This is a genomic window from Vallitalea pronyensis (assembly GCF_018141445.1).
Lineage (GTDB): Bacteria > Bacillota > Clostridia > Lachnospirales > Vallitaleaceae > Vallitalea > Vallitalea pronyensis.
In genome coordinates this window covers 3632652-3657536 of record NZ_CP058649.1, presented here as the reverse complement: position 1 = coordinate 3657536, position 24885 = coordinate 3632652, and the positions used below count along the sequence as shown (strand labels likewise).

At 35.3% G+C, this 24885-nt stretch carries 22 protein-coding genes and 2 other annotated features; of the genes, 17 read left to right on the top strand and 5 right to left on the bottom strand.

The features are described 5' to 3' along the window. Positions 1–33 precede the first annotated feature (33 nt). The 12 genes from HZI73_RS15430 (at position 34) to leuA (ending at position 13652) form a co-directional block, all read left to right on the top strand. Positions 34–723 carry a response regulator transcription factor gene (locus tag HZI73_RS15430; protein ID WP_212694275.1) on the top strand — a complete coding sequence of 230 codons (690 nt, stop codon included), beginning with the start codon at positions 34–36 and terminating at the stop codon, positions 721–723. An 81-nt stretch (positions 724–804) separates the two neighbouring features. Continuing rightward, positions 805–1728 carry an ATP-binding cassette domain-containing protein gene (locus HZI73_RS15425; RefSeq protein WP_212694274.1) on the top strand — a complete coding sequence of 308 codons (924 nt, stop codon included), beginning with the start codon at positions 805–807 and terminating at the stop codon, positions 1726–1728. Further along, complete coding sequence (locus HZI73_RS15420) at positions 1721–2458, top strand: ABC transporter permease (protein ID WP_212694273.1); 738 nt, start codon at positions 1721–1723, stop codon at positions 2456–2458. The genes HZI73_RS15425 and HZI73_RS15420 overlap by 8 nt, the downstream gene beginning before the upstream one ends. Positions 2459–2622: 164 nt before the next feature. Continuing rightward, positions 2623–3639, top strand: a complete 1017-nt coding sequence (locus tag HZI73_RS15415) for a phosphotransferase (RefSeq protein ID WP_212694272.1) — start codon at positions 2623–2625, stop codon at positions 3637–3639. A gap of 452 nt (positions 3640–4091) precedes the next feature. Further along, on the top strand, positions 4092–5390 hold the full coding sequence (locus HZI73_RS15410; protein WP_212694271.1) for an ABC transporter substrate-binding protein: 1299 nt from the start codon (positions 4092–4094) through the stop codon (positions 5388–5390). 77 nt (positions 5391–5467) lie between these two features. Next, positions 5468–6343, top strand: a complete 876-nt coding sequence (locus tag HZI73_RS15405; RefSeq protein WP_212694270.1) for a carbohydrate ABC transporter permease — start codon at positions 5468–5470, stop codon at positions 6341–6343. Position 6344: 1 nt separating this feature from the next. Then, positions 6345–7175: a carbohydrate ABC transporter permease gene (locus tag HZI73_RS15400; RefSeq protein ID WP_212694269.1), complete on the top strand. Its 831-nt coding sequence runs from the start codon at positions 6345–6347 to the stop codon at positions 7173–7175. A 39-nt stretch (positions 7176–7214) separates the two neighbouring features. Beyond that, entirely contained in the window at positions 7215–8600 is a 1386-nt protein-coding gene (locus HZI73_RS15395) for a family 4 glycosyl hydrolase (protein WP_212694268.1), read from the top strand. Beyond that, positions 8600–9520: a carbohydrate kinase family protein gene (locus tag HZI73_RS15390; protein ID WP_212694267.1), complete on the top strand. Its 921-nt coding sequence runs from the start codon at positions 8600–8602 to the stop codon at positions 9518–9520. Before HZI73_RS15395 ends, HZI73_RS15390 begins: the two co-directional genes overlap by 1 nt. 224 nt (positions 9521–9744) lie before the next feature. Then, positions 9745–10455 (top strand): GntR family transcriptional regulator, encoded by a 711-nt coding sequence (locus tag HZI73_RS15385; RefSeq protein WP_212694266.1) that lies wholly within the window; start codon positions 9745–9747, stop codon positions 10453–10455. A gap of 40 nt (positions 10456–10495) precedes the next feature. Next, positions 10496–11389 (top strand): sensor histidine kinase, encoded by an 894-nt coding sequence (locus HZI73_RS15380; protein ID WP_212694265.1) that lies wholly within the window; start codon positions 10496–10498, stop codon positions 11387–11389. A gap of 78 nt (positions 11390–11467) precedes the next feature. Continuing rightward, positions 11468–11851: a binding site (T-box leader), on the top strand. Positions 11852–11972: 121 nt separating this feature from the next. Next, complete coding sequence (leuA, locus tag HZI73_RS15375; protein ID WP_330619534.1) at positions 11973–13652, top strand: 2-isopropylmalate synthase; 1680 nt, start codon at positions 11973–11975, stop codon at positions 13650–13652. Positions 13653–13757: 105 nt separating this feature from the next. Here leuA and HZI73_RS15370 read toward each other — a convergent pair whose 3' ends face one another. Continuing rightward, positions 13758–14696, bottom strand: a complete 939-nt coding sequence (locus HZI73_RS15370; RefSeq protein WP_212694264.1) for a hypothetical protein — start codon at positions 14694–14696, stop codon at positions 13758–13760. Between the two features lie 287 nt (positions 14697–14983). Here HZI73_RS15370 and HZI73_RS15365 point away from each other — a divergent pair, with 287 nt between their 5' ends. Further along, positions 14984–16051: an NAD(P)H-dependent flavin oxidoreductase gene (locus HZI73_RS15365; RefSeq protein ID WP_212694263.1), complete on the top strand. Its 1068-nt coding sequence runs from the start codon at positions 14984–14986 to the stop codon at positions 16049–16051. A 94-nt stretch (positions 16052–16145) separates the two neighbouring features. Here HZI73_RS15365 and HZI73_RS15360 read toward each other — a convergent pair whose 3' ends face one another. Continuing rightward, positions 16146–17447 carry a methyl-accepting chemotaxis protein gene (locus HZI73_RS15360; protein ID WP_212694262.1) on the bottom strand — a complete coding sequence of 434 codons (1302 nt, stop codon included), beginning with the start codon at positions 17445–17447 and terminating at the stop codon, positions 16146–16148. 313 nt (positions 17448–17760) lie between these two features. Continuing rightward, positions 17761–17986 (top strand) — a binding site (T-box leader). 114 nt (positions 17987–18100) lie between these two features. Here HZI73_RS15360 and argS point away from each other — a divergent pair. Together argS and HZI73_RS15350 are read left to right on the top strand one after the other, a co-directional pair. Beyond that, on the top strand, positions 18101–19777 hold the full coding sequence (argS, locus tag HZI73_RS15355) for an arginine--tRNA ligase (protein ID WP_212694261.1): 1677 nt from the start codon (positions 18101–18103) through the stop codon (positions 19775–19777). Between the two features lie 151 nt (positions 19778–19928). Beyond that, the gene (locus HZI73_RS15350; protein WP_212694260.1) at positions 19929–20393 is read left to right on the top strand and encodes a hypothetical protein; all 465 of its coding nucleotides are present in this window, start codon (positions 19929–19931) and stop codon (positions 20391–20393) included. 165 nt (positions 20394–20558) lie between these two features. Here the strand turns inward: HZI73_RS15350 and HZI73_RS15345 are convergent, their stop codons facing one another. Together HZI73_RS15345 and HZI73_RS15340 are read right to left on the bottom strand one after the other, a co-directional pair. Continuing rightward, positions 20559–22367: a YcaO-like family protein gene (locus HZI73_RS15345; RefSeq protein WP_212694259.1), complete on the bottom strand. Its 1809-nt coding sequence runs from the start codon at positions 22365–22367 to the stop codon at positions 20559–20561. 34 nt (positions 22368–22401) lie between these two features. After that, on the bottom strand, positions 22402–22737 hold the full coding sequence (locus HZI73_RS15340) for a YlbF family regulator (RefSeq protein ID WP_212694258.1): 336 nt from the start codon (positions 22735–22737) through the stop codon (positions 22402–22404). Positions 22738–22982: 245 nt separating this feature from the next. Between HZI73_RS15340 and HZI73_RS15335 the strand changes: the two genes are divergently transcribed. Further along, positions 22983–23243 carry a hypothetical protein gene (locus tag HZI73_RS15335; protein ID WP_212694257.1) on the top strand — a complete coding sequence of 87 codons (261 nt, stop codon included), beginning with the start codon at positions 22983–22985 and terminating at the stop codon, positions 23241–23243. A gap of 153 nt (positions 23244–23396) precedes the next feature. After that, the gene (locus HZI73_RS15330; protein WP_212694256.1) at positions 23397–24113 is read left to right on the top strand and encodes an HAD family hydrolase; all 717 of its coding nucleotides are present in this window, start codon (positions 23397–23399) and stop codon (positions 24111–24113) included. Between the two features lie 40 nt (positions 24114–24153). On the opposite strand, the gene HZI73_RS15325 is transcribed toward HZI73_RS15330, so the two are convergent. Next, on the bottom strand, positions 24154–24624 hold the full coding sequence (locus HZI73_RS15325; RefSeq protein ID WP_212694255.1) for an FMN-binding protein: 471 nt from the start codon (positions 24622–24624) through the stop codon (positions 24154–24156). Between the last annotated feature and the right edge of the window lie 261 nt (positions 24625–24885).

Sequence of the window (24885 nt, the reverse complement as noted above, 5' to 3'; positions counted from 1 at the left end):
CTTTTTAGTAGGTAAAATAAGAGGAGATATAACATGAGTGGAAAGAATCGTATATTAGTTGTGGAGGATGATAATGCTATCAACCAAATGATAACAGCTCTTATGATGAAGAATGGTTATCAGGTCATACGTGCATATTCTGGGACAGAAGCTGTTATGCATCTGGAACAAGGAAAGTTCGACCTGGTTTTACTGGACTTGATGTTACCAGGTTTAACAGGGGAAGATGTTCTTAAGCAAATAAGGAAAAAATATCATATGCCAGTTATCATTATTTCAGCTAAGATAGATAAGTCAAGTAAGATTGCTTTATTAAAGCTTGGGGCTGATGATTATATCACGAAACCCTTTGACATGGATGAACTAGAAGCCCGTATTCATGCCAACTTAAGACGTTATCATCACCGAGGATTCCAGGAATCATTAGGTAAACTCAGTTATAAAGACATTGTTTTAGATCAAGATACGAAAGAAGTATTTGTACAGGGAAAACAACTGACCCTAACAGCTCGAGAATATCGTATACTTGCCTTGTTAATGCACCATCCTCATAAAGTTTTTTCCAGAGGCAACCTCTTTGAAAGTGTTTGGGAAGAACCGTACATGAGGGATGATAACACCATCAATGTGCATATGAGTAAATTACGCTGTAAGTTACAAGAAGTAAACCCCCACGAAAACTATATTGAAACCATATGGGGGATGGGTTACAAATTAATTTAAGGTTTTTTTAATATTTTGTTTAAGGTTCTCTTATGGATTACAGATTAAAATGGTGAATGAAGTATGAAGGAGGGAACAAGTATGGACACATGTGTTATTCGAACAAAGGGATTAACAAAAATATATGGTCAAACCAAAGCGCTAGATGATGTTTCTATGACAATCAAACCAGGTCAAATATATGGATTAATTGGTCAAAACGGTGCAGGCAAAACCACCCTTATGCGCATAATCTCTGGTCTGGCTTATAGTCAGGACGGTGAGTTACAGGTTTTTGAAGGTATGCGTCCCAAAGCCAATGAAGAAGCTAGAAAACGTATAGGAACACTGATTGAAGGACCTGCATTGTATCCACACATGCATGCCTATGGTAATTTAAATGCTGATCGTATTCAGAAGGGAATACCAGGAACAGCGTGTATTGATAGAGTATTGAGACTTGTAGACCTAACAGAAACAAAAAGAAAGAAGGTTAAACATTTTTCCTTAGGTATGAAACAGCGGCTAGGTATAGCCATGGCATTACTTAGTGAGCCAGAATTTCTTATTCTGGATGAACCTGTTAATGGGCTTGACCCTATGGGTATTATTGAAATAAGAAAATTGCTGACTAAGCTGAATGAGCAAGAAGGCGTCACCATCTTAATATCCAGCCATATTTTAAGTGAGTTGGACCAACTGGCCAATTACTATGGTATTTTACATGAAGGCCGACTTGTACAAGAGATTAGTGGAGCCATGTTACAAGAAAAATGTAAAAAGTACCTATATGTTCATGTCAATGATGTAACAAGGGCAACGGTCATACTGGAAAATCATTTAAAAACAACGAATTATGAGGTGCGCCCAGAAGGCGTTATTCATCTCTATGATTACCTTAATGATTCAGCCAAAGTAGCTACAGAGCTATCCTTAGGTGGTATTGCAGTGAAGGAAATTGTACCAAAAGGTGACAGCCTAGAAACTTACTTTGCTAAAACAATAGGAGGTACATCTTATGTATAATCTATTGAAAAGTGATTTTTATAAATTAAAATCCATGAAAGCTTTTTATATCCTTTTACTTTTTCCAGTGATACAAGCTGTTGGATTCAGTTATTTTGTACCTCATGCAACAGGTAATCAGACGTTGAACAATAGTTTATCAAGTCAAGAATTTATGGTGTTGTTTTTGCTGATGGGGGTATTTGCATCCATTATCATTACCAATGATTTTCATACCGGTGGCATACGCTCGTTGATTAGCTTTGGACATAATAGAATGAAGATTATCTATTCCAAGAGTGTTGTTTATTACTTTAGCATTATATTACTAAGTCTCTTGTTTCCCATTATAAGCACAATCATAAATACCAGTAAAAATGGTTTTGGTTTAATCGTTGAAGGTGATCTAATAACGGCGTTTTTTGTACGTTTATTGCTACTGATGCTTATCTATATAGCAGAAAGCAGTATATTCTTAGTTATAGCGTTTATCACCAGAAACAGCAATATGGTCATAACAACCGCAGGGGTTATTGTGGTTATGAATTTGATTCTAAACATGTATGTAAGAAAGAAACAAAGTCTTATAGGCGATATCTACAAAACCACTCCCTATTATCAAACGACCCATTTACTTAATGACCCTATGACACTAGAGGTAATAGGGAGTATTCTACTGATATGTGTGTTGACAATTATGCTATGTATAATTGTAACTGGGTTTGCATTTAATCGTATGGATGTGAAATAGTTGATTATATCTTTCCATTTATCTATAAGCGTCATTGGGGTGTTGGTTATTGTATTGTTATTGGTAATGCGTAAGGCGCTTTCATAAGTCTAAAAGGGTACCAGACTTATTTTTTCAATAATTAACATAAGGATTTTAGTGATTTGTAATGAGGGGGATAAAAAATGGCTGGCACACAATATAATTTACAATTTGAGAGACTATGTCAAGCATTACAGCTTGGTAGGATAAATGGTACACCAGAAGCAATATCGGGCGGACTTTTACATAGAATGTATGGTGTTGAAACAACACAAGGTAAATATGCCATCAAAGCACTTAATCCACAAGTGATGCTAAGACCTACTGCAAGGAGGCATATGATTGATTCAGAAAGAGTAGCTACTATTGCGTCACGTCGTATACCTGTTTCTCAAGCTAGAATGTTTAATGGTAGAGTTATACAAGAGATAGACAATCAATTCTACCTTGTTTTTGATTGGGTAAATGGAAGAAGTCTAAATGTTAATGAAATAAATAGTGTTCATAGTGAAAAAATGGGTGTAATTCTTGCGGATTTACATCAAATGGATTTTTCTAACTTGGGCATAAAAAAAGATTCCTCAGATTATGGATTATCTATTAATTGGAATTGGTATTTGCAAAAAGGACGAGAAAATAATTTACCGTGGGTAAACATGTTGAATGAATCCATGAATAAGCTTGATCAATGGACTAATCAAGGAAATGTATCGGCAAAGTTGCTTTCATCAAACCTGGTTATTAGCCACAGAGATTTAGATGCTAAAAATGTGATGTGGAACGCAGATAACCCTATCATTATTGATTGGGAATCAGCTGGTTATGTAAATCCCATGTTGGAATTAACAGAAACAGCTGTTTACTGGTCTGAAACGGAAAACGGAGATATTGATAAAAAAAGATATTTAGCTTTTATTCGCAGTTATAAAAAGCGATATGGCACCTTAAAAGCTAATTGGAATGGAGTCTTATGTAATGGATTTTTGAGTAAATTAGCTTGGTTAGAATATAATTTAAAAAGGTCTTTATGGATTGAATGTTCTGATACAGAGGAGCAATACATGGGGACGATTCAAGTAACGGATACGATAGATGCATTAAGGCGTTACGCAAATAATATCATTCATTTAGAAAATTACTTAAATTATGAAATAGATTAGTTATTAAGCACATGTTGGTTTAGTTAAAAAATACATTGAATATAATATTTTACTACCTGAATAAATTGTTATTTGTTCAGGTTTTATTTTGCATATAAAAGGTTTATTATCACCGATTTTTATACAAGATGAAATATAATAGGTAGACGAATTAAAAGATGTATAAAAAAATAAAATTATGAGATAGTAGTATAATGATGGATGTTTGAATTTACCATAATATAATTAATAGGTATATACATAATATGGCGTTGCATAAGATGTATAACATATTTTATTGTTGAATAAGGTTGGTAAAAAAGCATAAAATGGCATTTAGAGCCAATGAACAGCAATTAAGTATATACATATGCAACTATTTAAGCTGGAAATCATGAAAAATGTTGCATATTTTCTCAAATTAGTATATACTTTTAAGTGTAACCAATATAAATAATGAGGAGGTAACTAAAATGAAAAAAGTGTTAGCCCTTGTGTTAGCAGGTGTTCTTATGGTAGGTATCGTAGGTTGTACAACTAAAAAAGAAACAAAGGAGCAAGAAGACAATGGCGATAAGGTGACTGCTGAAGAAGGAACGGTGGTTATCTGGGCTTGGGATCAAAACCTGCCGCCAATTGATTTAGCGGTAAAGAAATATGAAGAAGCGAATCCAGATTCAAATGTAACATTTGATGTACAAAGTGTACCTGATACAGTAGACAAGCTATCTGTATTTTTTTCATCAGGTGTAAAAACAGATTTACCTGATTTAGTGTTGGTGGATAATCTTCAGATTCAGTCGTTCTTACAGCAATATCCAGGTAAAATTACCAACATATCAGCCATGGGTTATGATAAGCACAAACAAAACTTTTCAGCAGCTCATTGGGACATATTAAGTACAGATGGCAGCTTATATGCTTTCCCATTTGATATTGCACCTGTTATGATGCAAGTTAATTTAGATGTTGTGGAAGCAGCTGGCGTTGACCCTGATTCACTGAATACATGGAACGATGTCATTGCAGCCGCACCAGCTATAAAAAATGCTGGTTATCATGTTACATCCGCCTTTGCAGAGGGCAGCCTAATTGGTATGATGCAGTCAGCAGGTATAGGTATATATGATAAAGAAGGTCACATCGATTTATTAAATCCAATCGCTGTTGAAGTCATAGAAAAGTTTATGGAGATGACACAAGCAGGTGTTCAAGATCCATTAGTATCGGGGGATGCTTATAATACGGGGGAACTTGCTATCTCACTTGACCCAGCATGGTTAATTGGAGAAAAGATGCCTATTGTTCCTGAATTATCTGGAAAAATCAAACTTTATCCCATTCCAGCTGTTGCTGATAATTATGGACAAAGCTATAACGACGGCGGCAGTTCATTCATATTATTAGAAACATCTAAGTTAAAAGAAGCTGCATATGCTATGGCTGAAATTTTAACCACTGATCTGGAAGTACAAGATGTAGCATTAGCTCAAGGATTAATGCCAGGCTACATACCAGCAGCAGAACTGGAATCATTTCAGACAGGCTTAGATTATTACAACGGTCAACCTGTTTGGCAAATGTTAGCCGAATCTGCAAGCGATACATTACCTATTTATGTGAATAAAGATTATCAAGTGGGTAAAGATGCTCTAAAGAACATGGTCATAGACGTTATTAATTCTGGTACCAATAAGTCTGCCATAGATATCCTAAAAGAAGCAGCGACTCAAATTGAAATGCAAACAGGGCGTAAAGTAAACCAATACTAATGACACACAGAAAGGGTTGGGATTATATGACGATAAGTAAATAATCACAGCCCTTATTGAAAGGTAGAGGAAAGGTTATGGGCAAAAAACAATTGAGAATTACACCTAAAAATGCGCCTTATTTCTTTTTAGCGCCTGCTGTTATACTTTTTCTTGTTTTTGGCGTTTACCCTATTATACAAACATTTATCTATAGTTTTATGGAAAAACAAGGAACAATAACCTCAGGATTTGTAGGGCTTGATAATTATGTTAGAGCATTTAATGATAAACTTTTTCGTAAGACATTGGTGAATATCACCATCATATTTTTCTTGCATGCGCCACTTATGATTTTCTTTTCATTGACATTAGCTCATATACTGAATATGGCTACCACAAAATTTAAAGAAGGTTTTCGTACATTATTCTTCTTACCGAATGTGACAAATGCAGTGGCTTATACATTTGTATTTGCAATTATTATGGCTAACGATGGTATTTTAAATGAAATATTAGGGGTTGTGGGTATTGATCCTATACCTTGGTTAGCTGATCCTTTACTGGCAAAAGGAGCTATCTCTGTGATGATTATCTGGAGATGGACCGGTTATAACATGGTTATCTTTTTGGCTGCCATGCAGAATGTAGATGGGGCGTTATACGAGGCAGCGGATATAGCAGGAGCAAGCAAGTTGAAGCAATTTATGTATATCACAATTCCCCTTATGAAGAATCCCATTATTTTTACAACGATTATGACCGTAAGTGGCACCCTTAACCTATTTGCAGAGGCTCAATTATTAGCAAATGGTGGTCCGATGTTTGGTACATATACACCGGCCTTATTAATCTATAACACAGCTTGGAAGCAATTTGATTTTGGTTATGCATCGGCATTGAGTTATTTAATATCCGTGATTACCATCATCATTGCAGCCATTCAATTAAGGATTGGAAGGGAGAAAGATTAATATGGTCAAAACATCAATAGGACATAAGATAACGGTTTATGGTATTTTAATTGTTTTTTTATTGGCTACCATATACCCTTTATATTGGTTATTTTACGCAGGTACTTATGCGCCATCTGAATTGCCAAGTATGATTTTTAGGCTATTGCCAGGGGATCAATTGATAGAAAATTTTAAAGAGCTTAATGTATCTTTAGATGTGGGCATTGTCTTATATAATACATTTTTTGTTGCAATAATTGGGACGTTTATATCCATCGTTGTTAATTTTATGGCTGGTTACGCTTTGGCAAAATATGATTTTTACGGGAAGAAAGTGGCATTTTCTATATTAATTGTCTCCATGTTTATTGGTGGTGCAGCAATTATGATACCACAGTTTGAAATTATTAATAAACTCAATCTGTATAACTCCCTATGGGCTATCATTATGCCTACGATTTATTCAACATATAATACTTTTCTGGTACGCCAGACCTTAATAACGTTTCCAGATGAAATGTTAGAGGCAGGACGCATTGACGGCGCAGGTGAAATGAGCATGTTCTTTCGGCTTGTTTTGCCTAATGTTAAATCCATTGTTGCAACAGTAGGGATTATTACTTTTATGAATTACTGGAACAGTTATATGTGGAACTTAGTTGTTACCAGCTCAAGAGATAAATACACGCTGCAAGTTGCTTTAGCAGGATTATATCCAAAATCAGGTGTATGGGGTTATGCACATATCAAATTATTAGGGGCGGCTTTATCCATTATTCCAATACTGATTATTTTTATCAGCATGCAAAAGTTTTTTATTAACTCGCTTGCAGGTTCAGTAAAAGGGTAATGAAAATAGATGATATTGATAGTAAAGGATGTGTAAGTTATGAAGTTATGTGTAATCGGTGGGGGCGGTGTTAGAGCCGTATTTTTAGCCAAATCATTGCTTAAAAATGCTAAGAACATTCATGTTCACGACATTGTATTTATGGATATAGATGAAGAAAAATTGAATATATTTGGTACCTTGTGTAAGGTTGTTGCCAATAAATTAGCGCCAGATGTAAAATTTAGAACCACTACCGATGTGATTGATGCTGTTAAAGATGCAGATTATGTCATTACCACCATTCGTAGTGGTGGTGATGAAAGCCGTGTTATTGACGAGCGAGTAGCGCTAGATGCCGGTGTATTAGGTCAGGAAACCACAGGAGCTGGGGGATTTGCCATGGCCCTTAGATCCATACCGGTTTTAATTGATCTATGTGACAAGGTAAAACGATACAGTAACAAGGAAGTGCTTGTCTTTAATTTTACCAACCCATCAGGCTTAGTGACACAAGCCATGCGAAATGCAGGCTATGATTTTGTCTATGGCATATGTGATGCACCAAGCGGTTTTCAGAAACAATTGGTACGCTTACTTGATACCGACGAAGAACGATTTGAAATGACTTGTTTTGGACTGAATCATTTGTCATGGTTTAAAGATTTTAAGGTTGATGGTATCGATGTTTATCATAAATTAAGGCATCATAAAAAAGTATTCAAAGATAGTGAACTCCGTTATTTTGACCAAGAAACCATTGATATTTTAGGGCATGAAATGTTCCCTAATGAGTACTTATACTTTTATTACTATCGACATCGTGCTGTTTCATCTATTTTAGATAGCAGTAAAACCCGAGGAGAAACCATTCTAGGCATTAATGAACGCATGATCCATGAACTCAAGCAAATAGATATTGAAACGAATCCAGAAAAAGCATTTGACATATACATGAAGTATTACTTTGAGCGGGAGCAATCTTATTTTGCTATAGAATCTGGCACCATTAGGGAAATGAATTCAGAAGTGCCAACACTGGACGCATTCATTGCAGAAGAAGATGAAGGTGGGTATGCAGCTGTAGCCCTTAATTTTATCACCTCATTCATGACCCCTGAACCTGTAAAAATGGTTTTATCCGTACCCAACCAAGGAGCCATGGATTTCTTAGAAGATGATGATGTTGTTGAAATATCTTGTTTTATTTCTAAGGGTGTTGTAACACCTGTGAAAGTAGAAGTGACAGATGAAGCACAAAAAAACCTGATTCGTACAGTTAAATATTTTGAACGACATGTTGCGCAAGCAATTGTAACAAAAGATAAAGGTCTAGCCATCAAAGCATTATTAAGCCACCCACAAATCAATTCCTATGAGCTGGCTAAAAATTTGGTAGAGACTTATTTAGATAAATATAGGGCATATGTAGGAGAGTGGCATTAGTGTTAAAATTCGTTGCACAGTTAAGTTTGGATTTTTTATTTGGTGGCGTTAAAGCGATACCTAATGAAGGGGAAGAAGTATTATCAAAAATATTCGATATTCAATTAGGTGGGGGAACACTTGTTTATCCACTGGTATTGTCTAGGCTGGGTGTTCCTTGCGCACTGTTAGCAAAATGGCAACCTAGTATGCATGGTGAGCTGGCACGGGGTCTTTTGAAGTCTTATGCTATTCATGAGGTGGAGATGATGGAGGTAGATTATGACCCGATTATGACAACAGCTATTATTTCTATGGAAAAAGATCGTAGTTTTGTTAGCCATAATGATGAGCGAGCATTCCAATTTTCAGATGAAAAACTCTTGTCATTTTATCAAGACAGTGATGTTGTATTTGCACCAGAGACAAACCAAGACATTATTCATCCATTAAAACGCATGGGAAAAACCATTGTATTTGATATTGGGTGGCAAGATGACTTGGACATAAACCATTATAAGTTGCTATTAAAAGATGTAGATTATTTTACACCTAATGACAAAGAAGCCATGGCCATGACCCATACTGCATCTGTTGAGGACAGTGTGAAGGTGCTATCCAAATATGTGAAGTACCCCATTGTAAGCTGTGGAGAACATGGTTGTTTAACATGGATGGATGATACATTTGTACGTGTACCCGTTCCAAAAGGAATTCAACCCGTTGATACAACAGGTGCTGGTGATAATTTTATGGCAGGACTTATCTATGGCATTTATAAAAGAATGGGGATTATAGAAAGTATAAAGTTTGCAACCTGTACGGGATCACTATCCACTCAAGGCATAGGTTGTTATGGCTATCCATACACGTTGAAAGAAATTCTTAACATGAAGAAGGAAATAACGATTAAGACATATAAAGAAAGAAAATACCACTAACCTTTGGTAGAATAAAGTTTCTATCTTTCTAAGATTCTCCATTATCCTATGGTAATACCAGCACCCAATAAAAAAATCTGTTGAAATGTATATACAATTCATGCCATTAGTGGTATGATTAAAAGCAGAAAATAAAGATGAGTCAATTATCGTAGAAATAGATAAGGGACTATCAACATAGAGGTTTGACAAACTAAGAAGTTATGTTTAGGATGGGAGTTATTATGAGTAAAATAGAAAAGATAGAACGCTTTATTATTGGAGAAATAGAAGCCAAAAGATATCATATAGGTGACCAGATTCCTACAGAAGCTTCCCTTATGGAACAATTTGACGTGAGCCGAATGACCGTTAATAAAGCATTGAGTAATCTTAGAGCTAAGAATTATTTATATTCGGTAAGAGGAAAAGGAACATTTGTTAAAGATAAAGAAGAGCATAAACAACTGAATGAACTCATTAGTTTTGCCGAAGAAATGCGTAGGAGGGGTATTAAACCTATTACGCAAACACTAGAATTTTCATACTCTACCATTGGGTATGAAGAAGAAAAGAAACTTCTTCAGTTAGATAAGAACGATGGTGTTTATCGGCTTGTTCGTGTACGACATGATGATAAGCGACCTATTGCCATGGACATTGCCATTTTATCTCAAAAAGTAACGGGAATCATTGAATATCACCTTATTGGAGAGTCTCTATATCGGTTTTTAGAAGAAGATATTGGCATTGAGATCGATTATTCCATACAAAAATTAAGAGCTACAAAAGCAGATGCTTTTTTTGCGGAACATCTGCAAATAGAATGTGGGGACCCTTTGTTGAAGATATCGAACGTGACGTATACGAAACAAGGTATACCCTTTGAAGTTGTTGATACCTATTATGTACATGATGCCTATACATTTGAACAAATATGTAGAAAAAATGTATAGCTTACGGGATATAAATTAATTTGAGAGCAGGTACAAGAGCATGATAGCAATTATTAGTGGCTTATTAATCCTTATCATTCTATTTATTATGCATGGTGTCTATACGAAAAGTCAGATTAGAAGTTTAGCAGAGCAGCTTAAGGAATTAAGGACAAAAGGTATAGATAAAAAGGTTAATGTCCAGCTGCTCAACAAAGATATTGAACATTTAACCTATGAGATTAATGAAGCTCTTTGTGCCAGTAAGCAAAGCAGAGTCAAAAGCATGCAAAAAGAAAATGAACTCAAACAAATGATTGCCAATATGTCCCATGATTTACGAACACCCCTTACGTCAATCATGGGTTATATTCAGTTACTTAATGACCCTTCATTAACACATAAGGAAAGAGAAGCATATGTTACTATTATAGAAAAAAGAGCATTTATGTTAAGAGGGTTACTCAATGACTTCTACGAATTGTCATTAATTGATTCCATGGATTATAAAATGACATTTGAAAAAGTGAATATGAGTAGGGTGTTGGAAGAAATCATTCTTGGTAAATATAAGGCCTTTAGGGACAAAGGATTAAAACCTGTGATGAATATTACAGAAAATGCTACCATTACTTGTGATTATCAAGCTTTAGAGCGTATTATTGAAAACTTATTAAGCAACATGATACGCTATGCATATACACAAGCGGAGATATCATTAAAAACATTCGAACATCACGTTGTTTTAACAGTAAAAAACAACTGTGCTTCTCAAATGGATACAGATATCAATAAACTCTTTGATCGTTTTTATAAAGGAGATAAATCCAGAAGCAGTCTGGGTACAGGTTTAGGGTTGTCCATTGTAAAAGAGCTCATGGAAAAAATGAATGGTCAGGTTAAAGCTCAGGTGAATAAGAATGTTTTGAGTATTACTTGTATATTTAATAGTTGACCCATAACAATTGCAAAAAATTAAAATTTTCCTTGACAAATACAATGCAGAGTGATACGATATTAAAAAGTTGATATGATAAAGACTGTGAAGAGGAATAGTAAGTATTTGGATAATACCAGAGAGCTGCTGGTTGGTGGGAAGTAGCATTAGAAAAATACTGAACTCGCCTTGGAGTTGCTCACTGAAATGAAGTAGGAGGAGACGGAGTCCAACCGTTAGATTGGCAGGATATCGGTGAATAACCCGTATCTATGTAGTGTAAAGAGTGGTTTTACGAGATTATATGACCTTTCGTCTCTTTTGGCGAAGGTTTTTTTATGCTCAAAAAAGATGATCCAAGAGGATATGACGTAAAACAATGATTTACAGTATAATTTTATGTGTTATGATACCTAATCCAGTAAGTGTATTTCTAGATAGAAATAAATAAGAGTGGTACCGCGGACCTTCGTCTCTTCGTTTTAAGAGATGAGGTCTTTTTTATGTTATTAGGATCGTTCTAACGATATAGCCATACTTCAACAAGTTAACCAGATGACACTTCAATGAAATAATTGTATAAAATATAGGAGGTATAGTAATGATGCATGTAAACAAGTATAAGCGATTTGAACCAGTAAAATTAGACGATAGGCAATGGCCATCCAAAACATTGGATAAAGCACCTATATGGTGTAGTGTTGACCTGCGAGATGGTAATCAATCCTTACCTGTACCCATGAGTGTAGAAAAGAAGACAAAGATGTTTAATTTATTAAAAGATATGGGCTTCAAAGAGATTGAAGTTGGTTTCCCATCTGCATCACAAGCAGAATTTGATTTTACACGAAAATTGATTGATGAAAAGATGTTAGATGAGGATATGACCATTCAAGTGCTTACCCAAGCTAGAGATGAGCTTATTGAAAAAACATTTGAAGCCATAGAGGGGTGTAAACGTGCTATTGTCCATGTTTATAATTCCACATCCACCTTACAGCGTAAAGTGGTGTTTCAGAAAGATAAGCAAGCCATTATTGATATTGCTGTACAAGGTGTAAAAAAGGTAAAAGCATTAGCTGAAACAAGTAATGTAGAAGATATTATGTTGGAATATTCACCAGAGAGTTTTACAGGAACGGAGCTTGATTTTGCTCTTGAAATCTGTGAAGCAGTCATTAAGGAATGGGAACCAACAGAAGATAATAAAATTATTCTTAACTTGCCTGCAACGGTAGAGATGTCGATGCCAAATATCTATGCGGATCAAATTGAATGGTTCTGTCGCAACATCAGTTGTCGTGAACATGTGATTATTAGCTTGCATACGCATAATGATCGTGGTACAGGGGTAGCTGCTACAGAACTAGGTATACTTGCAGGGGCTGACCGAGTAGAAGGTACCTTGTTTGGTAATGGTGAGCGAACAGGAAATTTAGATATATTAACTGTAGCCATGAACATGTATTCCCAAGGGATTGATCCTGAACTTCATATGGATGATATGAATAACATCATTAATATCTATGAAGCATGTACATTATTAAAAGTTCATGAACGTCACCCCTATGCAGGAGAACTTGTCTATACGGCATTCTCAGGCTCCCATCAAGATGCTATTAAAAAGGGATTTGACGCGTATAATCATGAACAAAACAAGACATGGGAAGTACCTTACTTACCTATTGACCCAGCAGATATTGGTAGAGAATATGAAGCCATTATACGTATTAACAGCCAATCGGGTAAAGGTGGCGTAGCGTATATTTTGCAGGCGGATTATGGCTATCGCTTACCTAAAAAGATGCATCCTGAGATAGGTAAACTGGTTCAAAATGTCACCGATCAAACAGGGAAAGAATTGAGCAGTCAGGATATTTATGATATTTTCTTTAATGCCTATTTTGAACAAGAAAAAATCTTAGCTCTAAAGAGTTTTGAAAGCACTTTGGAAGATCATGATACAACCCACAAGGGTATAAAAGTAACCGTGTCAGCAGAAGTTGTTTTCAGAGGTAAGTCTAGAAAGATTCAAGGTACAGGTAATGGGCCTATTGCGGCATTTGTTAATGGTATCCGTGAATTAGATATTGAACCATTTAAGTTGGCGGAATATGAAGAGCATAGTTTGAATGGCGGTGCCGATGCAGAAGCGGTAGCCTATATTGGTTTAACCAATGAAGATGGGGTTACTAAATATGGTGTTGGGAAGGATTGTAATATTAACTTGGCATCCATCAGAGCACTTATTAGTGCAATTAATCGCCACATGATACGCTAACGGAACTTTCTTATAAGCCAAGAAGAGGTCTATTGCATGATGATGATACATGCAATGGACCCCTTTCATCATTATTTAATGAATAACTGTTATGATGTGAAGTTGCTAGTTAATGATATGACCATCCTTATCGTAATAGATTGTATAGAGGACTGGTATAGGCCGCTTTACAAGTCCAGTTGTCGTAAAGGTTTTCCATTCTTTTACGGGACGCTTCCATGTTGAATTATCTGAACTGATAATACCTTGATTCTTAAGTTCCATTTCTTTATCCCAATCAATAATAAATGACTCGCCATTTTCTAAGTACCATTTGTATTCCACAATAAGCTTGTGGAGGTGTTGATTGCTTGTACAATTATAGCTGTTGGTTATAGGACAATATACTCTCTCACGATAGAATTCTTTTTTTGTCACGTTTACAGGTTTAATAACATCTACTTGTTTGCGAATGTCCACAACAGATTCATAGGTATTGTATTGGAAACCTACACCCATCTCTGCTTTGGTACAATGAGCTGGTGCACTAGCAATAGGAAAACTGTATTGATAGCCTTTGCTATGGGTACTTGTAATCGTACGACCTGTTTGGTGAGTTGATGCTACAGAATGGCTAAGGGTTACATTATGACTTACTTTTACGAGAGCGCCACTAGATATGCCCATACTGACAGCCATTGAATTTGTGACGGTTACAGAATCAACAACAGAATCCGCTATGGATATAGACTCATTTAGTGTTCCAGTGAAGTTGGAATTACGGTACACAATACCAAAAGCTCTTGCGTTACGTATTGGGTCTGAGTCGGAAGGTCCATGCACATGTTTAATATGTCGAGTACGTATGTAATAGGGTCCTATTTCAGCATCGTAATAAGATTGGTAAGGTGCATCAGGTCCCCATATGTAAGTTGTAGTAGATTTGTTTAATGCTACTAAGGGTTCAATTTTTGAGTAAGCAGTTTGCGTATCGGATGCAAAAATAGGTGAATACGTTGTCATTATAAGTGTTAAAGCAAGTAAAGGTGATAATAATCTTTTCATATTCGACCTCCTTGATTATAATGGATGTCCATTTCAAATAAATTATCTGAATAGAATCATCAAAAATAGTATATCATATAAAAAAAGAAAAGTAATCAGAAATATAAAAAAATAACATAAAACACAAGATGACATAGACATATAAGATTTTGCAACATGTGTCATGGGTAGGGTCAACATGTAGTTTTAAAAAACACATATGGTCTTGACAAGATGATGAAAATCCTATATACTTTGACTATCAAACTATTTGCAAACCAAATAAACGCTATATAGGAGGAATCAATTTGAATATACCACGACTTAAAATTGGCGATTTAGACATAAAAGTGCCTATCATACAAGGTGGAATGGGTATAGGGGTTTCAAAATCAAGATTAGCATCAGCTGTAGCAAATGAAGGTGGCGTAGGAGTTATATCAGGTGTTCAAATTGGTTATATGGAGCCAGATTTCTCAACCAATACTTTAGAAGCGAATATGCGTGCTCTTAGTAAGGAAATTAGAAAGGCTCGAGAAAAAAGCCCAAAGGGTATCTTAGGTGTTAACTTGATGGTTGCCATGAGAAATTATAAAGCATTTGTTAAGACAGCCATTAAAGAAAAAATAGATATCATTATATCAGGAGCAGGGTTACCATTAGAGTTGCCTAAACTTGTCAAAAACAGCAAGACAAAAATTGTGCCTATTGTATCTTCAAAAAAAGCCGCAAGAATTATCCTTAAACAATGGGAAAAAGTCAATCGTCTACCGGATGCAATCATTGTTGAAGGAGCTAAAGCAGGGGGTCATCTTGGATTCAAGGCTAAAGAGTTAATGGGTAATACGTATCAAGATCTACAGGATATTGTAAAAGAAGTCATTGAAACGGTTGCGCCATATGAAGAGAAATACCATAAGGTAATACCTGTTATTGCTGCCGGCGGTATATTAGAAGGGGTAGATATAGGTAAAATGCTTGATATAGGTGCAGGTGGTGTCCAAATGGGTTCTAGGTTTGTGGCAACCAATGAATGCGATGCAAACGATGCTTTTAAAAAGGCTTATATCGAAGCAACAAAAGACGATATTTGTTTATTAAATAGTCCAGTTGGTCTTCCAGGACGCGCTATACACACACCTTTTATTGATAAGACGAACCTTGGAAGAATTCCTGCTAAAAAATGTACCAATTGCTTGATTCACTGTAATCCAGCAAATACACCCTACTGTATATCGGATGCACTCATTCATTCTGTAAATGGTGAAGATGGTTTAGTCTTCTCAGGTGAGCGGGCTGGAGAAATAAAAGAAATTGTTACGGTTAAGAAACTATTTGATGAATTGATAAAGGATTTAAAAAGCTATATCTTATAAGCTATGAAATAAGGGACTGTTACATCTGATCATTTGCTAACAAATTGGTCAGATAGAACAGTCCCTTTTTTATAGTGATAAGAACCATTGACAGTTATAACTTAAAATGATTCACAATACCGGATAACTCTTGTACCAGGTTATGTACCGTTTGAATTTCATTACTAATTTGTTCTGTTTGACTAGCCTGATTCTCGGAACCGGCAGCGACTTCTTCCGTTGAAGCAGCATTCGATTGTGCTAACGAAAGAATGGCAGCAATTTGCTTAAATACTTCGTCTTTGTATTGCATTAATTGATTGCTGTTTAATTTGATACCATCTACATATGCTTGAGACATGGTTATGGAAGAATTAATGTCATCAAATTTCTTCTTTGTATCGGTTAAGAGCTCCATTTGAGCTTTTACGGCTTCACGAACCATTTTTGTTTCGTTATAAGCTGTATTTGATTTGTCTTGTAAACTTTTAACAATGTTGTCAATCTGTGCAGTTGATTCAGCGGATTGCTCGGCAAGATTTCTAATTTCTTCAGAAACAACGGCGAATCCTTTACCGTGTTCACCAGCGCGAGCTGCTTCAATAGCTGCATTAAGAGCCAGAAGATTGGTTTGTTCCGCGATAGAGGTAATAAGCGTGGTTACTTGGCTGATTTGCTCAGCTTTTTCATTGGTTTCACGTACAATTTCATAAACACTCTTGGTGGATTGTGCACTTTCTGTACTCTTTTGTAACAAGGCATCTAGGGATTGGTCACCATGCTGTACAGAACTGTTGATTTCTTGGAAAGAACTTAGAAGAGCTGTAATAATGTCTAGGTCTTCATCAATAATCTTTCCTAGTACATCAATTGAATTCTGACCATTTTCAACATTTTCAACTTGTGATGTTGAACTTTCTGCAATATGTTCAATAGCAAGTGACATTTGTTCCATACCATGTTGAATGGACTTGGAGGATTCACTAATGACATCTGATGATGAAGATAGTCGGTCCGTGTTCTGTTTAATCTGAGAAACAGTATCTACTAAGTTGTTTCTCAAATTGGCAAATGACCTTAATAAGCTACCGCTTTCATCTTGACGTTTAAGGACTTTTTCATCCATTGGAAAACGTAAATCGCCATCAGAAACAGCATCTGCATGGTTGCTAATTTTGCTTAGTGAAGGTGCTAATTTAAATGTTAGTCGATAAAGTACAAAGATGGTTAATAATAAATTAATGGATGCTGCAACTAGAAATAGATAGCCTATCATCGTCAAATTGTCAAAGAGATTTGTGGACTCTGTATTGGTATTGAGTTGGAGTATGAAGACTGCAAATACGATACCAACAATTGATAATAGGCCACTGAGTGTTAACGAAATTGTTAGAAGCTTCCCCTTCAGTTTTTTCAAAATTTTCACCTCGGTTTACTTTCTTTTTTATTATCATTTATAACACTTTTATTATAACATAACTTTTAACCAAATCCTATCATTAATGCCAAATTATGACAATATACCTAGATACAAAGAATTAAAAATTGCCTATAAAACGCATAAATTTATAACGCCATATGTGCTTACTTTCGCTCTTAATACGTATATTTTTATATACCTTGCCTATAAATATAATGATATTATGGTATTATTTTAATATCTATTACATAAAAATAGTATTAATCCTTGTAAAATAAAATGAAATATGTTAAACTGCTAAAAAATATAGAATAAGGCGATGATTTGGATAAGTAGCGAACATCTCTTGTACCAGCGAGTTAGGAAATGGTGGAAGCCTAATGATCATGTGTTTGTGAAACGCACCAAGGAGCATTCTTTTGAACATTCCAGTAGAAAGAACGTATACCTGCGATAAAGGTCTTTGAGAGGATATGATAACATCTATTCGATGTTGATATCAATGAGAGTGGTACCGCGGTAATCCCGTCTCTATTAAGAGATGGGGTTTTTTGTTGTCTTATAAGGAAAATCTGTGAATTTCGTATATGAAATAGAAGCATGTTCATATGCGTTTAAAGATATAAGAAAAGTAAAAGGAGGTAGTATGTATGATGCGAACATATACACAATTAATTGATGCATGTTTACAAGAACCATTTGATAAGATGGTATGTCACTTTACTAGACCGCCTTCCCTTGCATTAGGTGATTTATCATTACCTTGTTTCCCTTTAGCAAAAAAGCTGAAAAAAAGCCCTATGGACATAGCCCATGAACTAAAAGATGCTTTTCATTCACTTTCTTTTATAGAGCAAGTGGTTGCGAAAGATGGGTATTTAAATTTTTACTTTAAGCGTCGTCAAGTGATTCAAGATACTTTATTAGAAATTAAACATAAGAAACACCAATATGGTTCAAATGAATCGGGGATAGGTAAAACAGCCCTTATTGAGCACACCAGTATTAACCCTAATGCGTCACCCCATGTTGGTCGTGCTAGAAATGCGCTTATTGGTGATGTACTTAAACGATTAATGACTTTTGAAGGCTATAAAGTGAATACACATTATTTTGTAAACGATGTTGGTAAGCAGATTGCCATGTTAGTGTATGCAACGCAACATGAAGAGAAGGTCACATTTAAAGAGTTGTTGCAACACTATGTGCGTATGCATGAAGCCATGAAAGATAATCCACAGATAGAAGAAGAAATATTTAAATTATTATATGCATTTGAAAATGGCGATGTTTCTGTTAGAAAATCATTTCAAAACATTGTAGACATATGCATCAAAGGACAAGTAGGTCTTTTCAAGGACTTAAGCATTAACTACGACACCTTTCAATATGAATCAGCGTATATTTTTAATGGTGCATTACAGGAAGTTTTGAAACAATTAAAGACCACAGGAAATCTGGAAGAAGATGAAGAAGGCCGCTTGGTTCTTAATCTAGAAGCATACAACATACCGACGAAAGCACCTTATCTGGTTTTATCCAGAAAAGATAAGACCTCCCTGTATCCACTTCGAGATATTGCTTATTCCATGCACAAGGCAAAGACTAATACCCATGTGAATATGATTGTTCTAGGGGAAGATCAAAAGTCCTATCACCAACAAGTGAGTGCTGCATTAGATCTATTAGGGTACACAGCACCCACACCTGTACATTATTCATTTGTATTGCTAAAAGACGGTAAAATGGCTACTCGTGAGGGAAAGGTCGTTTTATTAGAAGATTTTATGTCCCTTGCCATTGAAAAATCCATGGCATACATGAAAGAAAATAATAGGGAAGTGGATGTGACTACAGCAAAGACAATTGCCTATGGTGCAGTAAAATATGCCATACTAAAGACAGCCAATCATAAGAATGTTACCTTTGATTTGGAGAAGGCTTTAAGTTTTGAGGGAAATACAGGACCTTATTTACAATATAGTATAGCAAGAATACATTCCATCTTAGACAAATGCCAATTTCAAGAAGATGAACAGATTGACTATGGTCTTCTAGAAGAAGATTTGGTTTATGATTTGATATTGGATTTGCTATTTTTTAATGACGTAGTAGCAAAGGCCCTTAAGGATGCAAGTCCCCACATTATTGCTAATTATGTTTATGGTCTAACCAAGAAGTTCTCAACGTTCTATCATCAGTGCTCCATTATACATGCCAAAAGCAAAGCACTACAGTCTGCACGTTTAGCCTTGATTAAAGGTGTCATACAAGTGAGTATAAATGCATTACATTTGCTAGGTATTAACGTCGTAAAGTCTATGTAAAAATACAGAATGGTATCTTTAGAAAAGTGGATAGCCAATACAATAACAAAATCATCATAAGTTATATAAAGTGTTATATTAGAGAATTATTTAGCACACTCACACCTATTATCATATAGTAGTATTAGAACAAATAAAAGGAGCAATTCTGATGGAGAGCTATCAATATAACGCTAAGAAAAAAGATGATAAAAAGATGCATAACATGATGCCTATGAAAGATTATGATATGTACATGAAGAAGAATAGGGATATGGATCGTATGGATGAGATGAATGAGATGAACGAGATGGACGAAATGGGTGAAATGGCTGAAATGGAGGATATGGAAGCTGCCATGATGAGCATGAACCCAATGGTTAATATGAATGCTGCCATGAGTATGAACGCTATGATGAGCATGAATGCTATGGCAAATATGAATGCTATGATGAGCATGAACCCTATGATGATGAATGCTATGGCAAATATGAGCGCTATGATGAGTATGAATGCTATGATGAACATGAATGCCATGATGATGAACCCCATGATGAATATGAATCCTAACATGAATCCCATGATGCGTATGTATATGGGTGAAATGGATGATATGGATATGGAAGATGATATGTAAGACATTAACAGTTCATTTCAGTTTGTAATACAACCTCTAAATAGACCATGAGTTTTTGCCTATAGGCTTATAAAACCATATACCGGTCATGGGATGACTTCTTGTTGCTAGGTTATAAGATAAATGAGAAGCAACAATATGCCATGATGATATATGGTTTTTTATTTATTTTACTTGTTGGTCAGCATCATGTGTTTGATATAAGGACATGAGCTTTAATAGGAGATCTCGATTACCTGAATACATACAAACAGTTCTAAGATAACACTCATGGCAGTTAAAACATTGAAGACCATTTAAATCATGAAATATATCCTCTGTATTTTCAAATGTCTTGATAACATTTTGAACTATTTTAATGGGATAGAAGGTAGTAAGCAGCATAAATATAGCCATTTTATCCATTGTCTTAGCCCGTAATTCAAGGTAGCTGCTTACACATTTATAGTAGGTAAGCATTTGCTTTGAACCATGAGATTTTTTGGTGTACTCAAGGAATTCATTAAAGATCTTGTGAGCATGATCATAATCATTTATTTTGAGATAAAGTGCCACAAGTAACAAGGCCATGTTGTTAAAGTACCAAGGTGTAGGTTGCTTAAGCTTTAGACCTAGTAGTGTTACTACCTGAGCCATTGGGTGATAGGTGCTGTTGGTAATAAGATAAATTAAATCCCTAATTTCTTCAGAGGTAAGAGATTTTAGTCGTCTTATTTGTTTTTTAATGGTGTTATAGGTAGCATAATCCTGTATGGAGCTTTCATGATAGAATGATTCAACTTCACTTAAGCCAGGTATAATCATATGATAAGCTGGAAAGTCAAGAAAGCTTACATCTCTAATCAATAGGCTATAACCTAAATCTTCAATAAATGACACCAATTGCTCAAGTATTTCTTCATTTGATTCACCAGAAAAACCATGAAAGCCATCCCAAGTATAAGATGGTGTATGCATAAATATTTCTCTTGGATAATAGCCAGAACCGTTCACTAAAATGTTCATGATATTATCATCTTCACTTTTAACAGGCAGGGTAACTTGGAAATCTTTTAATCCTTTCATCTTATTAATATGTTGCCCTTGTAAGAGTTCTGTTAAGGTTCGTTCTAAGGATATTTCAAAAATGGGGGATGAACCAAACTTAATAAAGTATTCGGCGGTCCGCAGGTCGATAAAAATCACGCATGTGACAGGATAACCTTTTCCAAGAGAGCAGTCTTTTACAATGACTCTGTGGTGCCCTTCAACCTCTATGGACTTAATCATTTTCATAATGGCAGGATATTGGTTTAGAAAATCATCAGGAATAGTAGGTGGTGTTATGCGTTCACGTATTATTTTTTGATTGACGTATCGCTCCATAATTTCGCAAATACCTTGAATACATGCTTCTGCACGGGTGTTACCTGCACACATGCCATTAGACATATACATTTTATTGGCCATTTTTATGGGAATGTAAGATTGGGTGTGATGACTTATGTTCTTATAAGGTACAGCTATAAAATCTGTTGGGATATCTTCGTATGATATTTGTCTCCAAGCATGCAGTATAGTAGTTATTTCTTGTGTATGGGTTGGTGTATGGCTTAATTGCCAAGCTAACCATTCATTGTCGAACTGTAGCAGTTCATCCATAGAAAAGGATTTTTCATCCGGTGCATAATAAAAGTTACCAGAAAAAACACCTTCATCAAAGTCCATGGAAAGTCGAAAAGGTGCAAGATTTTGAAGGCGTTCCATTAATTCACCATAAGCACTAGCTAGGGCATAAGCTTTTGTTGTACCTTTACCATTGGTACGTACAGTCGTGCCATCAACAGATAGTGTGACGCTATAGAATCCGTCCAGTGTATGCAGCCAATTGGATTCTGTTGTTAATATACCGACTTCTACTAATTTACTACGTATATTATGTATGGTCGTATAAGGCGCTCGATCCTTATATTTCTGTTCTTTGATAGAAGTCATGTTAACCATTCCTTTCTGATTCTAGGAAATGTCGTTATATACTAAGGTCTTTGTCAATGCTTTCTAAGATACTCATATTGATTTGATACACTTTTTCTTGAACTTTTTGCATGGCAGAAGCATAATTACCAATAATTGTATTACTGGAGTTGCGTTCAAAATTATCTACAAGTTTTTTCATTTCAGCATCTAATTGTTGTGGTGGAAGATTACGATTATAAAGTTTGCTCTGTTCATCTTGAAACGTTTTTACCATTCGCGTTAAACGAGGGTCTCTTAGAATCTGAGCTTTTAGAGACTTGGCTTTAGCATAATCGGGTGTTGCTTGCACTAATTGTACAATTTCTCTTGTTTTTTGTTGAATATTCATTGCTTATCACCTCAATAATATTTGTGATTACAATATATTCAATAACACCAACACATATGAATATTTCTTGTTATATTGAAAAAGCATTTGGCCCGTTTACAGATAATTATGAAGTATGTCTTCATATGCGTATCACAGGAGTCAGTTTCTACATATAATATAGAGATACATGTTTTATGATATATATGGGTGGTATGCTTACAATAAACTTGTACAATACGGTAAAGATAGTGGGTGGCATTTTTATGAGAGATGATTGCATTAATAATGTTCTATCATTATTATCATCGCATTTATGGAAAAGCAATAATCTTGGTATTATTAGTTTAAAACAAATTCAAAACTTAATTACTATTTTAATTGAAGCCAATATACCGTTTCAATTAACAACAAAAGAAGAAACACGGCAATTTGCCCAGTCAGCGACACTAACCATATATGTTACACCTACACTTTCAATCACCAAAACATTCCAATTTGATGAAGGTAATATTAATACGTGTTAGTTAGTCCTATACAAGATGATACCGTTATGAAGTGCTGTAATGCCATTAACAACCCTAATAATTGAAACATTGTCAAAGTTATGCTATAATAGGCGACGATTATACATGTCACATGTGCAATATTGAACGGAAGATAAGAAAGGGGTAATAAAGATGAATACAATTTTGTTTGACTTAGACGGAACATTACTGCCACTTGACGAAAAAATATTTGTTGATACTTATTTTGATGCATTGCATAGAACCTTTGAAGATAAAATGGATAAGAAGACTTTTGTTAACTATATATGGGGTGCCACAGCACATATGCGTGATGAAAATGATGAGGAACGTACAAATCAAGAACTATTCATGGACAAGTTTGCGACTTTTGTTGGAGATGAGATGGACGAGTATAAAGAACGATTCGATCGGTTCTATGAAACAGGATTCTTAGAAGTAGAAAAAGCAGTATCTAAAAGTCAGTATGTCATTGATGCTATCAAGCTGTTAAAAGAAAAGGGCTATACCATTGTTCTTGCTACAAATCCGTTATTTCCTTTAACTGCAGTTCACCATCGTATTCATTGGGCTGGGCTTCAACCAGAAGATTTTGAACATATTACTGCTTATGAAAACAGTCATTATTGTAAGCCATATACAGCTTATTATGAAGAAATCTTAACCCATATTGACAAACAACCTGATGAATGTATGATGATTGGAAATGATGTACAAGAAGACCTTGTAGCAGGCAAACTAGGCCTAAAAACATTTCTTGTAGAAAACCATCTTATCAATCGAAATAATGATACTGTTGATTGTACGTTAAGAGGTAATTATGAGGATTTATTTGAATATGTAGCTTCATTACCCCATGTGAATGGGTAATTATAGGATAAAAAATAGAGGTGATACCACACCTCTGTTTTTATTTTGCTTTATCAAGAGCTCTTTTTGTAGCTAATTTCCAGTTATCACAAGATACTGTTGCTCCAGCGATGGAATCAACTTCTGTTGATTGTGCTTCAATCATTTTGTTTGCCATATCTTCTCTGTATTGCTTTAAGTCAGGATATGTCTTGCCATCTATTTCTTGACCGGTCCATAATTCATAATCTACTTCAGCACCTTCATTATCATAGCGGCGTAATGTAATTTCTGTCATCCGACCATCTTTCACAACCACAGTGGAATCTTCAGAGCCATACTCCCATGGATCACCTTCACCTGTGTATGAACCATCTTTCCACTTGGACATATCGTCTGTTGTCATATCACCTGTATCTGTACCTTCCGTATCATTACCTGTATCATCCATATCCTTATCGTCATTAGTTGTGGCACAACCCATAAGCGTCATGGAGATGACAAGCAGCAATAATAAACATAATTTTTTCATGTGTTTTCCTCCGTATTTGTAATGAGCTCTTCATACATTATAAAGTATGACTTTTTTGACATCCTTTTATGCATGATCTTGACGTTTACTTGTAATATCTTACAATTTATGTCTGTTTCATTGCTTTTCTTTAAATAAGGAATACGGTTTTAATGGTTGTGCCAACGTTTATTTTGCTATAAGTAGGGAAGGTAACATGATGATCATATTGACATTTTAATGGCGTTAGCTGAGTGACAAGAGCTGTGTTTCATGAAAAGG